This window comes from Actinopolymorpha alba DSM 45243 (assembly GCF_000373925.1).
Lineage (GTDB): Bacteria > Actinomycetota > Actinomycetes > Propionibacteriales > Actinopolymorphaceae > Actinopolymorpha > Actinopolymorpha alba.
In genome coordinates this window covers 51,244-65,440 of the sequence record NZ_KB892746.1, presented here as the reverse complement: position 1 = coordinate 65,440, position 14,197 = coordinate 51,244, and the positions used below count along the sequence as shown (strand labels likewise).

Genomic DNA, 14,197 nt, shown 5'->3' with positions numbered 1-14,197 from the left:
CGGGATCTTTGTGAGCTATCCAGCGAGAGTCACGACTGCCATTTCCGGGTGAAGGGAATGCTGACTGTGCCGCCGGCTACCACGTCGTAGCGGAAGCCCTTGCTGAAGTCGTTCGGGTCGGCGTAACCGCGGGTCGTGGTGATGTCGCCGATGTCGAGCACCGCCGTGGTGTCGTCGGTGAAGCGCGCACTGCGGATGCGATAGACGGCGTTGCGCGCGTTGCCGTCGGCGGTGGTTCGCGGGTTGATGGCGAAGCTCGCTGAGTTCGACTCCGGCCGCCAGGCAGGGGAGGTCGTGTCCTCGAAGTCGCCGTTCTCGATGCTGGTTCCCGAGATTGCCACGTCGTCGAACATCGCGGTGACACCGAAGTTGCCGACGCCCCTCTTGCTGATCAGACGCAACGTGAGTACCGCGGTGGTCTTGCCCGCCAGCTGTCCGGTGACATCGGCGGTGAGTTCCTGCCACTGGCTTGGACCGGCGACGTCCCGCTCGGCCACGACCGCACCGTCGATCAGCACCTGCATGAAGTGGTAGCCGGCGGTGGCTCCCGCGAAGTCGTCGTTCAATTTGACGGACAGCTGATGAGAGTCCGTCTGGTTGACGGTGATCTGCTGGCGGAGCGCCCCGAAGTCCCCCGCCTTCGACGGAGTCCTGGACGGGTACACGATCGTTGCGTACGTGGAGTGGGGCACGGTGACGTAGGCGTAGCTGCCGTCGAGCTTCATCTTGGCCGGGACTTCACCGTCGAGCTTGACGGTGAGCTGGTTGCTGACCGACAGGTCGCGGGTGAAGTCCCGCAGCGTACCGGTCGCGGCGGCTGGGCCCTGCATCTGTGGCAGCGGGCCGAGGAAGCTCGCCCCGTGGGTCCACGCGTACTCCGGCTCGCCACCGCGGGTGGAGTACACCCCGAACGAACCGCGGAACATGAGCTCCTTGCTGTTGCCGAGATCGACCTTCAACATCACGTCAGTCCGAAGCGAGTTGACGATGTGGTCGACGCGGCCGTTGGTCAGCTCCACGCGTACCGCGGCCACCTCATGCGGGGCGATCGTGCCGTCGATGGCCCGCACCGGCACCGCCGAGACGGATCGCACCACCCGACGGTCGACGTACGGCTCGACGAGCGAGACGAACTGGCTGGTGAGCTGCTGGCCCGCGGGGGCCTGCCGGTGGGCGATGAGGTACCGCAGCTTCGCCGGGTTGCCCGGCTTGTTACGGGGCGGCGTGCCGTCACAGATCGCCACATCGTCCACATCAGACAGCATGGTGAGCCGCACGTGGAGGTTCGGGTCGGGGTCGTGCACCCCCCAGGTGTCGCTGACCTTCCAGTCCACGCTGAACGGTCCGGTGGGGTTGGTGTCGCGGGACACCTTGTCCAACCAGTCGAAGCCGCTGGCGTTGCTGCGGTACGGGGCGTCGTCCGATGGCATGGGTACGTTCGGGCCGGCGTAGGTCCCCGTTGGCTGTTCGACCAGCGTGAGCCCTTCGGCCGTTGCGGGGCCTTCCGCGGCGTGGAACGAGAAGTGGTGGTCGGTGCCGCCGACGACGCGGAAGACGTCCACCGCGTAGAAGTTCGTGTCGTCGACCTTCACCATCGCCGACAACCGCCGGTAGGTGCTGGTCTGGATATATGCCACCGGCGCCGAGGTGTCGCACACCTGTACGCGGTCACCGGCCGCGAATCCGTGCGGCGTGCCGACCCATTGGCCAGCCTGCGGCTTCTTGTCGACCACCACCGTGTTGTGGGCGATGGTGTTCTGGTTCCACTCCTGCGTGCGGATGCTGGTGTCGGCGAACTCCGGATATCCGAGGTCCGGCAACAGGTCCACGCCGAAGCCGTGCATGCCGAGGTTGAGGGCGTCGAAGTCGCCGTGCCCGGTGGTGCGGCCGTAGTACACCCACAGGTCGCGCACCTTGCTCCCGGTGCCGTTCCGGAGCATGGCGAGGCCGTACCCGGTGAGGTTCTCGCTGGGAGGCTGCCACGTGCCGTGCTTGGCGATCACGTCGCGGATCCGTTGCTGGATACCGGGAACGTCCGGGCTGAAGAGGTTGCCGTAGAGGTTGTCGGCGCTGTTGCCGTTCATCAGGTAGGCCATCTGGGCGTACTCAGGAAGGCCGAACTTCTCGAAGAAGTAGAAGAACTCGTTTGGGGAGCCGAACAGGCCGGGCTTGCCAGTCGAACCGGTGTCGCCGATCTGCGGCACGTAGGCGCCCAGCATCACCAGCGGGTGCATGCCCTGGAACATCTTCCGGAACTTCGGGTGGTCGTACAGGTCTGCTGCGGGGTAACCGGAGTACCCGTCGAGGACGTCGGCGATGCCGCGGATGTGGCCGATCCACAGCCGGTTGTATCCCGGCGAAGCCTCGTTGCCCATGCCATCGCGGTCCACGACGTCCACAAGGGTGCGGTACACGTCGCCGCCTGACACCCGATACTCGGGTGCGGGCCCCACGCCGCCGGTCTTGAAGACGAAGTCGATCCACTCCTTCGTCTCGGCCGGGGCGTCCAGCACCACACCGGCGACGGTGATCGACCGCTGGTGCATGCCGAAGTTGCCGCGGATCTTCCCGGCTTGCACGTTCGGGTACACCTGCCGCAGGATGCCGTTCTCGATGTTCACGCGGATCGCGGCCGGCGAGTCTTTCGGGGCGAGCCCGTACTGGCCGGCCTTCTCCGACAAGAACGGCACCACGTTGGCTTCGTCGGTGTTCGCGATCGCCGGAAAGAAGGCGTCGTAGGCGTCGCAGATCCCCTGCGAGATCCCGGTCTCCCAGATGCAGCCGACGACCTTTCCCTTGCCACTCAAGCCATCGGAATGGAAGTAACCCTCCGATCGCTTGTACGGCGCGGTGTCCATCGACGGGTACACGTCGGCGATCCGGTCGAGCAGGATCAGCCCGGCGCGGGCGTACTTGAGATCCCCGGTAGTGAGGAAGGCGTCGCGCAGTGCGGGCAGGCCGTAGTACATAGGCGCCGTCGCGCCGTACCACACCCACCAGTGGTTGTAGTACGGGACGAACGTCCACTTGGCACCGTTGCCATCGACCCAGCCGAAGCCGTCGTCGACACCCCACGTCGGGCCCTTCTCCGGGTACAGCTCGTTGACGAGCAGGCTGCGGTCGGCGCGCGCCCGGTCGAAGTTGCCGTGCTCGTCGAGACCGCTCGCGTAGAAGGCGCCGAAGTCGTTGGTCGGGTAGATCCGCGGCAGCCCGGAGTCCTCCGGCACCGACGGGTCGATCAGTTTCCACGGCTGGTTGATCGGGTCGGCGAGCCACGGGTAGTTGCCGAACCGGTAGATGTCCTTGCCGGTGATGGGAGAGCCGAGGTCCTGGTTCACCGCGTAGCTGCGCGGCACGCCCTGGCCGGTGACCAGCTTCCAGAGCCAGTCGTCGCCTTTGCTGACAAGGGGATCGGCGTTCGCGACGGCGGCGTCGCGGGCCGCCTTCGCCCAGTCGTACTGCTCGACGTTGCGGCGGGCCGCCGTCACCATCTCGGGGGTGTAGACCGTCGCCTTCGTCTTGGTCGGGGTGTCGGCCAGTGTGAGCGTTGGCTCCGCCGCGGCGGCCAAGTCGGGGATGAGCGGCGGCAGCAGCGCTGCCGAACCGAGGAGCATGCTGTAGCGCAGGACATCACGGCGGCTGGGCTGGAAGCCAGCTCGTGAGGATGGCACGGGCTCGGAGAAACCGCTCATCGGGACACCTCAGTTCTGTCCTATCGGCCAGTGCGTCAACGGCTGCCGTTCGCGGCCACTGATCGCGGTGCACTCAGTCCGGTTGCATCGACTGGGTAGAGGCGCGGAGCGCTCCTTGGTGCCAGAAAATAGACGTGAGCCGGGTTTCGGTCAAGACCTAAAATAGGCGCTGGCTCCACCACGTTCACCGGCCGCCGCCGCGCAGAGCGGTCACCGCCCGCCTGATCGTGGGCCGGGTTGTGTTCGCGGATCATCGGTTCCAGGCCATCACTGGACCTGAGTGCGGCGGCAGCTTCGTTCCGGAACGGAATAACGGACCGGACGTCAAGGCCAGATTCGATCCGCTGCAGGGTCGGGCCTGACGGCCCACTCTTGAGCCAGTCGCCGACAGGCGGAGCCGCCCTGCCGGGAGCCGCATGCGCAGCGTGCGTGCGGGATAGTCGCCACAGAGATCACGCCGCAGTGGGTCCCAGACACCGCCGCGATCGCGGCCTTGCGGCCGACAGCCGATCCATCCGTACCCCGCGCGGCGCTGGCGTGATCACGAACGACTGGTCTGTCCCGCCAAGGGCGGACAGACCAGTCGCGATGTCGCTACTGACCGAGGCAAGTCCGGGCTGGAATCTGCTCACGGTTGATAGACGCGGATGCAACCGGACCGTGCGGTTGCATCCGCGTACTGGGCCGTATGGTGCGACGCGGTTGTCAGGGGCGATTCAGGACGATGGGGCTCAACGGGTTCTGCACGTGCGGTCCGTCGATGACCGGCCCGTCGTCGCCAAACTTCAACCGAGACAACCAGACAAGGCGGCCAGAGGGCTGACCGTCCGGCTCCCACGCGTGATAGACGTACCACCAATGCGGTCCGACCTTGATCGGCATGCCGTGCCCAGGTCCAGACGCCACATCGTTACCGGCCAGAATCGGCCCGTCCCCATGCTTGGTCCACGGCCCCGTGATGCCCGGAGCCGTTGCCCAGCAGACTCCGTAACTGTTGTTCCAATACTCACCGGTCGAGTAGAAGCAGTAATAGGTGCCTCGATGCACGATCACCGACGCACCTTCAATCGTGTACTTCTCGTATGGCTGGTCCATACCGATGATCCGCTGTGGATCTCCGCGCAACTCCAGGCCGTCGTCGGTCAGCCGCTGCAGATAGATATAGGACGGGAGACGGACTGCGTTGCCGTCGTTTTTCCACAACAACCACAACGAGCCATCGGTGTCGCGGAACGGCGACGCGTCGATGCTTCCGCCTTCGTCGGACTGACCGATCAGGGGCGTGGAGCGGTCGTCGGTGAACGGTCCGGCAGGCGAATCCGACACAGACACCGACACCGCCTGCTGCCCGATGTCAGCACGGCGCGCCGTGTAGTAGGACAGGTAACGGTCCCCCACCCGAATCACTTCCGGCGCCCAGTGCCGGCCTGACACCGACCAGTCGGCAATCACCGGCATACCGTTTCCGACCTTTGTCCAGTTGACCAGATCGGGCGACGTCAGCACCGGCATCGCACCCATGCTTCCGGCGGTCGAGTAAAGGTAGAAGGCTCCGTCGGCGAACAGAACGGCAGGATCGGGATGGTTCGTCGGCTCGACGGGGTTTAGATACCCGCGCCCGCGCGATTGCGCGTTAGCAGTACTGCCCATGAGGGTGACCATGGCAGCGCCTCCAGAGGCCGCCAGCAAGGCGCGTCGACTCATGGAACCGATGGACTGGGACGAGGGGGCCTGCGGCATGTCTTCTCCTTTGAAGGGAGTCCAAACCGTACGGGTGGCGCCGAAAGTGAACGATCACCGCGAAGTTAAGTGATCGTTCATCTCATCGCAAGTAGTGTGCCGGTATGGGTACTGGGCGTCGACCGACGCTGCGCCAGGTAGCCGATCTGGCGGGCGTCTCGCACCAGACCGTGTCACGGTACTTCCGCCCGAACAGCGGTCTGCTTCCCGAGACGGCGGATCGGGTGAAGGCAGCCATCGACGCCCTCGGATATCGACCCAACCTTGCCGCCCGTGCCATGCGGACACGCCGGAGCGGCATGCTCGCCGTCCTCCTGCCGGGGTGGGTGGGCCCAGAACGAACCGTCGCGGCAGCCTGCGAGGAAGCGCGCAGTTCGGGCTACCGCGTGGAGATCGTCATCGACCTGGATGAAGGACCGGTGTCGTTGAGCGTCCGCGTCGAGGATTTGCTGGCGAGCGGACAAATTGAGGGGGTCCTCTCGATATCGCCGATGGATCCGGCGATCTCATCTCTCCCCGGCGTGGTGGTGCAAGTCGACCAGTACGACCACCGGCTCCGTGCGGTCGATGCCGTTGCCGACGATCAGGCGACCATGGTCGAGGTCGTTCGGAAACTGTCAGAACTCGGCCACCGGGATCTTCTACACATTGCAGGCCCGCAGGACTGGCCGTCTGCACGCTTGCGCTTGGCGGGATATCTCGAGGCGTGTGAGCGGTTCGGTCTCCGCTCACACGGGGAGCCGTCCGGACACTGGCACCCCGAGACAGGCCGCCAGGCGATAGAAGCGTTGCTGGACGAAACTCCGGTCACAGCGGTTGTCGCCGCCAGCGATCACATCGGCGTAGGCGTCCTCGGTGCAGCGCATCGTCGGGGCTGGGCCGTGCCGGGCCGCCTGAGCGTCACGGGCTGGGACGACCTCCTTCTTGCACGCTACTCGGCCCCCGCATTGTCGACTGTCGCCGTAGATCGAGAGACCGCCGGACGGCACGCCATGCGACGACTGATCGCGGCTGTCGAGGGCCGGCCCGAACCCGAAACCCCGACTGCACCACTCACTCGGATTGAATTCCGCGAATCGACCGCGCCGCCTGAGAACAACGGCGCATAAGGTTCGGACGGCGTCTGGAACGCCGGACACGCCAATGCCCGATCGACGGGCGTCAGATGGATCAGCACCTCAACGGTCCCATCATGATCAGACATTTTTGTGCACGATAGCGCCATCGCGGCACCCATGAATCGGCGCGACGCTAAGAGCCGACGGTCGTCGTTCTTCTTCCCGTGAATCGTTTCATACGAAAAGCACTCCTACTCGTGTCCGACAGTCTTCTTGGTAGGCGGAAGGGTGAGGGTCACAGTGAGAGTTCTTCCGGTATGGCGCCGCTCGCAGCCGCGGATAACGCGCCGCTACGCCATGGGTCGCGGGTCGAGCGGGTGCCCCGGAGCGATGAGCCGACGTACCCGACACAGGCGCCAGCCCGCTGAATCGCCGGACGAGGTCCGAACCGCGTGCCGGCACGGCCCTGATGCGGTCGCCAACAAGTACCGGTCATCGACAAGGAACCAACGGAGCGAAGGGATCGATCCATGGTGACACCGATCGGGCGAAGGACATTTCTTCAGCTGAGTGGCGTGGGTGCGGTCGCGGTATTGGGCAGCGGGTTTTTCACCGCCCGGCCCGCGACTGCGTCGAGTGGTACGCCGGGTGAGCAGTGGGAGTTCGATTCCCAGCAGGGGTGGTTCGTCCAGCCGATCAGGACCACGGGCACGGCGATAACGTGGGAATTCAATACCAACGATGATGCCGAAGGCTGGACGGCGGCCAACGGGCTGGGACCATTCAGCGTCGCGGGTGGCACGTTGTCGACGAGGGTGACGGGATTCGATCCCTATATGGTGGCACCTTCGGTCAATCTGTCCGGAATTCGGGATCGCATTCTGCGTATCCGGATGCGCGCCACGGCTGGTGAGGCGGTCGCCATCTATTTCGCCACTGACGAGTCACCGGCGCTCGCCGAAGACAAGCGGATCAAGATTCCCATCAATGCCGACGGAGCATTTCACGAGTACGTCGTCGACCTCGGCGCGGCCAACGCGCTGTGGCGGCAGGGCACAGTCCGGGTCTTCAGGTTGGATCGCGAGCCGGCAACGGCCGACGGCGCCGAGATAGAGATCGACTACATCCGGATCGAGCAGCTTGACGACGCGCGGGTGGCGGTCACGCCGCTGTCAGTCAGTCCCGGGTCGGTACGCGCGGGCAAGGACCTAACGCTCACGGTCAAGCTCGCCAATCTCGGCGGGCGGGCCACAGATCCCTTCCCGACGCGGCTCACCCTGTCAGAGGGCTTCGTCCTCACGTCAGGAGACCCGGAGCGCACCGTGCCGGCGCTTTCGCCTGGCGCCGAAGTCACGCTGTCGTGGGCCGCGAAACCCAACGGTGACGTTCCGGGCGTGGCGAGTATCGACCTGGTGGCGCCGGGAGCCGGTCAGCGTTTCGGCGTCATCCTGCCCGCAGTGCCGCGGGTCGTGAAGCCAGGCACCTGGTCGCCGGAGGGCGTACGCGCATTCCGCGACTCCGCAGGGCATGTCTATCTGCAGAACGCCAAAGTGCGGATGATCCTGGCCCGTGGTGCCTCCGGCTACGCGCAACTGATCCTTGACGTGCGCTCCGGGAACCGCTGGCAGCAGGTCGCAACGGCACAGCCGTTGACCTGGTTGCTCGTGCCGGCAAGCGACGGGGTCCAACTCCTCCCAGTCGTACCAACGCAGGTCCGCCTCAGTACGGCGGGCATCGTCCTGACCGGAACGGTGACCGATGCGTCGGGCGTACAGTGGAGCGTCGAGTTGACCTTCTCGTTGCGGGCTGGCGCGAATTCGATCCGCGCGGAATACGCCGCGACGCCGGACCGCGACGCGGGACTGTTCGCTTTCCGAGGACCGTCACTCACCGCTGGTGAAGGCAGCTTCGGTGGCACTCAGGACGCGGCGCTGTTCCCGGGCCTGGAATGGCTGGTCGCCGGCGAGAAGTCGTCGAGCACACTCGATGCCAACCCGCCGATCAACCTTCGGACGACACCCCATCCGCTGAAGGTGACCGTGCCGCTGATGGCGATCGCGAGCGGAGACAAACTCGTGTCGGTGCAGTGGGACGCCAACCAGGCTTGGAATGGCGCACAGCAGTATCCGAGTGCCCGCTTCGCCTCGCCCAACTGGCTGGACGGGCAGGACAACCATCTCCTCTCGCTCTTCGTGCCGAGCACGGCCGACGCGGTAGCGGAGAACGCGCCGTGGGCGACCGCGGCGTACGCGGCCTCGGCCGGGCGTCGCCTGACCGTGACCGCCGACCTCGTGGCAGAGGACACCGGGGACATCCTGCGCGCGCTCGACCGCTGGTACGACGCCTACGGCCTGCCCGAGCCAGCGGAGAAGCCGTTCTCGTGGGCGGACGAGCTGGCCCTGGTGCGGCACGCCTACGTCAACTCCTACTGGGTTCCGGAGGCGAAGGGCTGGCAACACGTCTACGGCTGGGAACCCAAGCAGTTCGTACCGTACGCCGCGGTGCTGCAGCTCGCCGGGCTGCTCGCGGACGCACCCGAGGACCGGGACGCCGCCCTCGGACGGGTACGCGAGTTCGTCACCAGCGTGCTTGCCAACAGCGGACCCGGCGGGCTCGCCAGTACAGACGGTGCGGGCATCGCGATGTACCACGCGCCGTTCTACCTCGGTCATCTCGAGGGCGCGTTGCCGAAATGGCAGGCTTCGACCGCTGACCTGATCAATGCACAGAAACCCGATGGCGGCTGGCCGTTCATGCCGGACGCGGCGCGCGAGTTTCTCGGCAAACCCGGCACCGAAATCATGGGGCTGTCCGCCGTTAACACCCATCTGCTGCTGCGCTATGCCCGCCTGACCGGCAATTCCAACGCGCTCGCCGCTGGTCTGCGGGGCATCGGATTCCTCGATGAGCTCCAGGTGCCGCGAGCGGCGCAGAGTTGGGAGGTGCCGATCCATACCCCGGACGTGCTCGCCTCCGCGTACGGCGTCGGCGCCTACGCTGAGGCGTACCGGCTGACTGGCAAGAGAAAGCACCTCGAACGCGCGGTGTACTGGGCGCGTACTGGCCTGCCGTTCCTCTACTCCTCGACCGACCCGGAACGCCCACTGCTGCCGTACGCGTCAATTCCGGTCTTCGGGACCTCGAACTTCGCCCTGCCCTGGTTCGGCGTCCCCGTGCAGTGGAACGGCTTGGTGTACGCGTACTTCCTGCTCGACCTGATCGACGCCGCCACCGACCCGACCGGGCGGAAGCCGTTCGACCTGTCCGGCCGGAGCCTTGAGTTCGCGTGGCGGAAGGTCGCGGAAGGAATTGTCGTCAGCGCGCTGCACCAGCAACGGCAGCAGGAGCCGGGCAAGGGCGGCTATCCCGACAACTGGCCGCTCATACCGAACGTGCCCGTGCCGAACGTCGACATCAATCCCGAGACGATCGCGAAGCCAGCGATCATGCTCATCGGCCATCCGGTTGACGTGCAGACCACGCTGCTCGGCGGCCGCATCCGGCTCAGCACCGCGGCGGACGTTCTCGCGGCGACGCGCTCCTCGTCGTCGCTGACCGCCCAGCTCGGGTTCTACGAGGGCCAGACGTCACAACTCCTGGTCGCCGGTACGCCGCCGCCGCGGTCAGTGACGGTCGACCGCCGGCCCCTCGTCGCCATCTCCGACCTTGACGGAGCTGCCGAGGGGTGGAAGCGGCTCGACGACGGGATGCTGATCGTGAAGCTGCGGCATGCACAGACCTCGACACTGACCCTCAGCTATTAGGCCGTGTCTGGCAAGGTCGCGGGTCGCCCGCGTAGTGGTGTTCTACGCGGGCGAGCCACGGACGCAACCAGTCGGGATGCGGTAGTTCTCAAAGTCAAATGAGACAGGTTATGCCTACCGGGGTGGTACGTCAGGGACTGTGACATTCGTGGGGGTCGGACCAATCACTCCCGCCTCTGGCAAGTCCCAGCTAGTGCTGTTGCGCCCAGCCGGGGATTATGAATCGAGGTCGGAATAGGCGGACCATCGCTCGGCGAGGCGGCCGTTCTCTACGCGGAGAAATGCCAGCCCGCGCTGGCGGAGTGACCTCCCGGTCCCTCGGTGGGTTCCACGCCAGATCGCACGCAACGCCACGGTTGCGGCCAGCCGGCAAACGTCGCTGGTGACCAGACTGGCGCCGGTCGGCCGCAGCTGCGAATACATGCCCGCATGGTAGAGCCGCCCACCGACCTGGATCCCAGCACCGGGATCAACTTTCCGGACAGGGCCGTGCGGTGTCTTGACCCGCAGAGTGGTTAGGAATTCGATCGCGGGGACAACGTCATGTGGCGAGATCGGCCGGCCGACTCCGCCTGCGGTTACGGGAACAAGGCGGTCGACTTTCAACATCTCGGGCGTCGACCTGCTCGCCAGGTTCCCAGCGCGCGGGTCGGCCGAGCCGATGGGAAGGTTCCCCTAGCTAGATCTGGACTTCCTTACCCTGGGCCGCGGAGGTGTAGACGCCGTCCAGGATCTTCATCATCTCCGCGCCCTGCCAGGCTGGTGCGATGCTCTCGGCCTCGCCCAGACAGGCTGCTACGAAGTTCTCAATCTCGTGGTCGAAGCCGTCGTCGAGATCGAAGGTGTCGAACCCGATCTGCGGCGTCACGTTCAGGACCGTCTCGTGCTTCTCGGACGCGATCTGCAGCTTCGGCTCGAGGTCTGCCCCGCCCTTGTCGCCGTACACCGAAACCATGAGCGAGTCGTTCGTCGCGTGCAGCGAGAACGACGCGTCCACGATCAACGATGCGCCATTGTCGAACCTGATCAAGGCGTTGGCCATGTCCTCGACGTCGTTCTTGGTCGGGTCGTAGTCGGCCACCTGCCACCGCGGCAGGGTGGTGATGTTGGAGCGGTTGCCCAGCTTCTCGTAGGTGTTGGCGCTGACGGAGGTCACCCGTGGCGTTCCCATGAGGTACCAGCACAGATCGATCACGTGCACGCCGATGTCGATCAACGGCCCACCGCCGGAGATCGCCTTGTCGGCGAACCAGCCACCCGGATTGCCCACCCGCCTTATGCAACTGGCCTTGGCGTAGTAGATCTCACCCAGATCACCGGCGTCGATGAACGACTTCAGTACCCGGCAGTTCGCCGAGTGCCGTCGGACGAAACCGACCTGGAGGATCCGGTCGTGCGCCTTCACCACGTCCTCCAGCCGCTGCGCCTCGGCGTAGGTGCGGCACATCGGCTTCTCCACCAGGACGTGCTTGCCGGCCTCGACCGCGGCGATGGCCAGTTCGGCGTGGGTGTCGTTCCAGGTGCAGATACTCACCGCGTCGACGTCGGGGTCGGCGAACAGTTCCGCCGGGTCGCTGTAGGACCGACTGGCTCCCCACTGCTTGGCCACCGAGGTGGCACGGTCGGCGTTGATGTCGCACACCGCGAGCAGTTCGGCGCGCGGATTGCCCTGGTAGGCCTTGAGATGACAACCGGCGATACCGCCGGTGCCGACAACGCCGATCTTGACCTGCTGCATGAGTCTCCTTGAGTGATCGGTTCTGGTTTCAGGCTTCGGCGTAGATGCGCTTGGCGTTGGCGATGCCGCGGCCGCAGCCGATCAGGCAGTCCTCGTGACCCTCGAACTCGATCGAGGCGAAACCGTCATAGCCGGATTCCTTGATCGACTTCGCGACGCTCCAGGTATCCAAATCGCCATTGCCAACGATCGCGCCGCGCAGGTACTTGCCGCCCCTGCTGCGGAACCAGCCCTCACCCGGGTTGCGGTCGGCGGGCCGGATATAGAAGTCCTTGAAGTGGACGATCATGGCGTATGGCAGGTTGGCCGGAACTGCGACCGTCGGATCCTCGTCAACGCAGAGGAAGTTCCCGATGTCCAGCGTGGTCTTGAAGTTGGGCTCGTCGACGGCATGCACGATCCGGCGTACGCGGTCGCTGCTCTGCACGAAGAAGCCGTGGTTCTCCAGGCTGGTGGTGACACCCTTCGTCGCGGCGTACTGCGCGATCTCCTTTGCTGCCTTGACGATCTTCGGCAGCGCGGCCTCGAAGGCCGGCGTGTCGTCGCCCTGGATCCCGGCATGTGCGACCACGTCGTGGCGCATCAGCTTGATGCCCAGCCGTTCGATGAGGTCGATGTGGGCCTTGACCCGCTTCACCTCGGCCGCGTTCTCGGCGTCGTCGCCCAGGAAGCTCGCGCCGATCGCCATGTTGGACAGCGTGACGCCGCGGTCGGCCGCGTGCTCGACGATCTTGTCGACGAACGCCGGGTCGGAGTCGGTGTTGGGAACCGGGCTGTCGGAGCCTGCGTAGATCGAGGCCAGTTCGAGGTGTTCACCTTCGCTGTCAGCGACCCAGTCGATCACGTCGAACAGGGTCATCTCCCCTGTGCTGAGCCGCTGATGGAAGCTGTAGGAGCTGAATCCGAACTTCATCTGGACATCCTTTTCGTCGATCGGTCGGGTACGGCAGGGGCCTCAGATACGGGTGCGTCGGATAGCGGGCCGTCGAAGGTGCCGGGCCAGCGATGCCAGCGGGGCGGCACGCCGGGAACGCCGAAAATCTGGGTCGAGTGGGTCTCGAAGGTGGAGCCGAGGGCGCCGCAGAGGGTTCCGTTGGACTTCAGCAGTGAGGTGGTGATCACCGGCTTGCCGTCGGTCATCAACATGCGGTGAACAGCCTCGGTCAACGGGGCGATCAGGTCGTCGCCGGCCCGGGACAGGCCCCCGCCGATGACGATCAAGGCCGGGTCGACGGTCAACGCGATGATGGCGATCTTCGGTGCGATCTCGGCGCAGAATTCGGTGATCTCTGCCGCGGCCCGCCGATCACCCTCCCGGGCCCGGGCAAACACCTGCTGCCCGGTACGTGCAGTGCGCCAGTGCAGCCGGCCGCGCTTCGAGGACTCGGTCCAGCGCATCCCGCGTAGGCTGCCCAGTTCGCCGGCCAACCGGTGCCGGCCCTGCAGGATCGCGCCGTTCATGATCAACGCCGCCGAAATCCGGTGGCCAATCTGGAGGAAGATCAGGTCGTCGTCCGAAGTGGCGCCGGATCCAGGTCTGGCGCCACCGGCCGGCTCGGCCCGGAGCCGCTGCTCAGCCAGGGCGGCCAGCTTGATGTCGTTCTCGACCAGCACCGGGCAATCCCAGGACGCCGAGAGACGGTCGGCCGGGTCGACACCGATCCAGTCCGGCACCGCCAAGCTCTGGGTGATCCGGCCGCCGTGATCAAGGATGCCGGGTACACCGATCCCAGCCGCGCGCAGGTCGGCGGGGGCTGCCCCCGAGGCTCGGATCGCCTGACGGACAGTGCCGCGAACGACCCGGAGCCGACCGGAGCCGTCGATTCCGGCGGGCACGATCGCCTCCGCCCGGCCGACGATTTCGCCGGCCAGATCGGCGATCCGGACCCGGACGCTGCCGCTACCGATATCGATCCCGGCGACCCGTCCGGCGTCCGCGGTGAAGGTGTACGCCCGCGCGGGACGGCCGGCTCCTGGACTGCGCTGCGGTCGAGCCGGCCGAACCGGACCCGTCTCGAGCAGATCACCGATCACCGCCTCGACGGTCGGTCGCGCGAGCCCGGTCGCGACGGCGAGTTCGGCAATGGTCAGCGGGCGTTCCTGGTCCCGCAGCACCGCCAGGCAGGCCGCCGCGTTGGCACGTCGCACGGCCGCCCCGGCCGGATCCTCTGCGGACAGGAGAACTCCATACAAATTATGAAACCC

At 66.0% G+C, this 14,197-nt stretch carries 8 protein-coding genes; 2 read left to right on the top strand and 6 right to left on the bottom strand.

Annotation, left to right across the window (positions count from 1 at the left end):
• Positions 1 to 29: 29 nt before the first annotated feature.
• Both B141_RS0111750 and B141_RS40175 read right to left on the bottom strand, forming a co-directional pair.
• On the bottom strand, positions 30 to 3,692 hold the full coding sequence (locus tag B141_RS0111750) for a heparinase II/III domain-containing protein (RefSeq protein ID WP_020575360.1): 3,663 nt from the start codon (positions 3,690 to 3,692) through the stop codon (positions 30 to 32).
• 705 nt (positions 3,693 to 4,397) lie between these two features.
• Positions 4,398 to 5,432 (bottom strand): glycoside hydrolase family 43 protein, encoded by a 1,035-nt coding sequence (locus tag B141_RS40175; RefSeq protein ID WP_020575358.1) that lies wholly within the window; start codon positions 5,430 to 5,432, stop codon positions 4,398 to 4,400.
• 104 nt (positions 5,433 to 5,536) lie between these two features.
• Between B141_RS40175 and B141_RS0111735 the strand changes: the two genes are divergently transcribed.
• Together B141_RS0111735 and B141_RS0111730 are read left to right on the top strand one after the other, a co-directional pair.
• Positions 5,537 to 6,541 carry a substrate-binding domain-containing protein gene (locus tag B141_RS0111735; RefSeq protein WP_020575357.1) on the top strand — a complete coding sequence of 335 codons (1,005 nt, stop codon included), beginning with the start codon at positions 5,537 to 5,539 and terminating at the stop codon, positions 6,539 to 6,541.
• Between the two features lie 479 nt (positions 6,542 to 7,020).
• Positions 7,021 to 10,254: a hypothetical protein gene (locus tag B141_RS0111730; RefSeq protein WP_157180958.1), complete on the top strand. Its 3,234-nt coding sequence runs from the start codon at positions 7,021 to 7,023 to the stop codon at positions 10,252 to 10,254.
• A gap of 216 nt (positions 10,255 to 10,470) precedes the next feature.
• Here the strand turns inward: B141_RS0111730 and B141_RS49200 are convergent, their stop codons facing one another.
• The 4 genes from B141_RS49200 to B141_RS40170 all read right to left on the bottom strand — a co-directional run bounded on the left by B141_RS49200 (position 10,471) and on the right by B141_RS40170 (position 14,140).
• On the bottom strand, positions 10,471 to 10,677 hold the full coding sequence (locus B141_RS49200) for an ester cyclase (RefSeq protein WP_157180957.1): 207 nt from the start codon (positions 10,675 to 10,677) through the stop codon (positions 10,471 to 10,473).
• A 256-nt stretch (positions 10,678 to 10,933) separates the two neighbouring features.
• Entirely contained in the window at positions 10,934 to 11,992 is a 1,059-nt protein-coding gene (locus B141_RS0111720) for a Gfo/Idh/MocA family protein (protein WP_020575354.1), read from the bottom strand.
• Between the two features lie 28 nt (positions 11,993 to 12,020).
• Positions 12,021 to 12,905, bottom strand: a complete 885-nt coding sequence (locus tag B141_RS0111715) for a sugar phosphate isomerase/epimerase family protein (protein WP_020575353.1) — start codon at positions 12,903 to 12,905, stop codon at positions 12,021 to 12,023.
• A complete protein-coding gene (locus tag B141_RS40170; RefSeq protein ID WP_020575352.1) occupies positions 12,902 to 14,140 on the bottom strand; it encodes an ROK family transcriptional regulator in 1,239 nt (412 codons plus the stop codon). Before B141_RS40170 ends, B141_RS0111715 begins: the two co-directional genes overlap by 4 nt.
• Between the last annotated feature and the right edge of the window lie 57 nt (positions 14,141 to 14,197).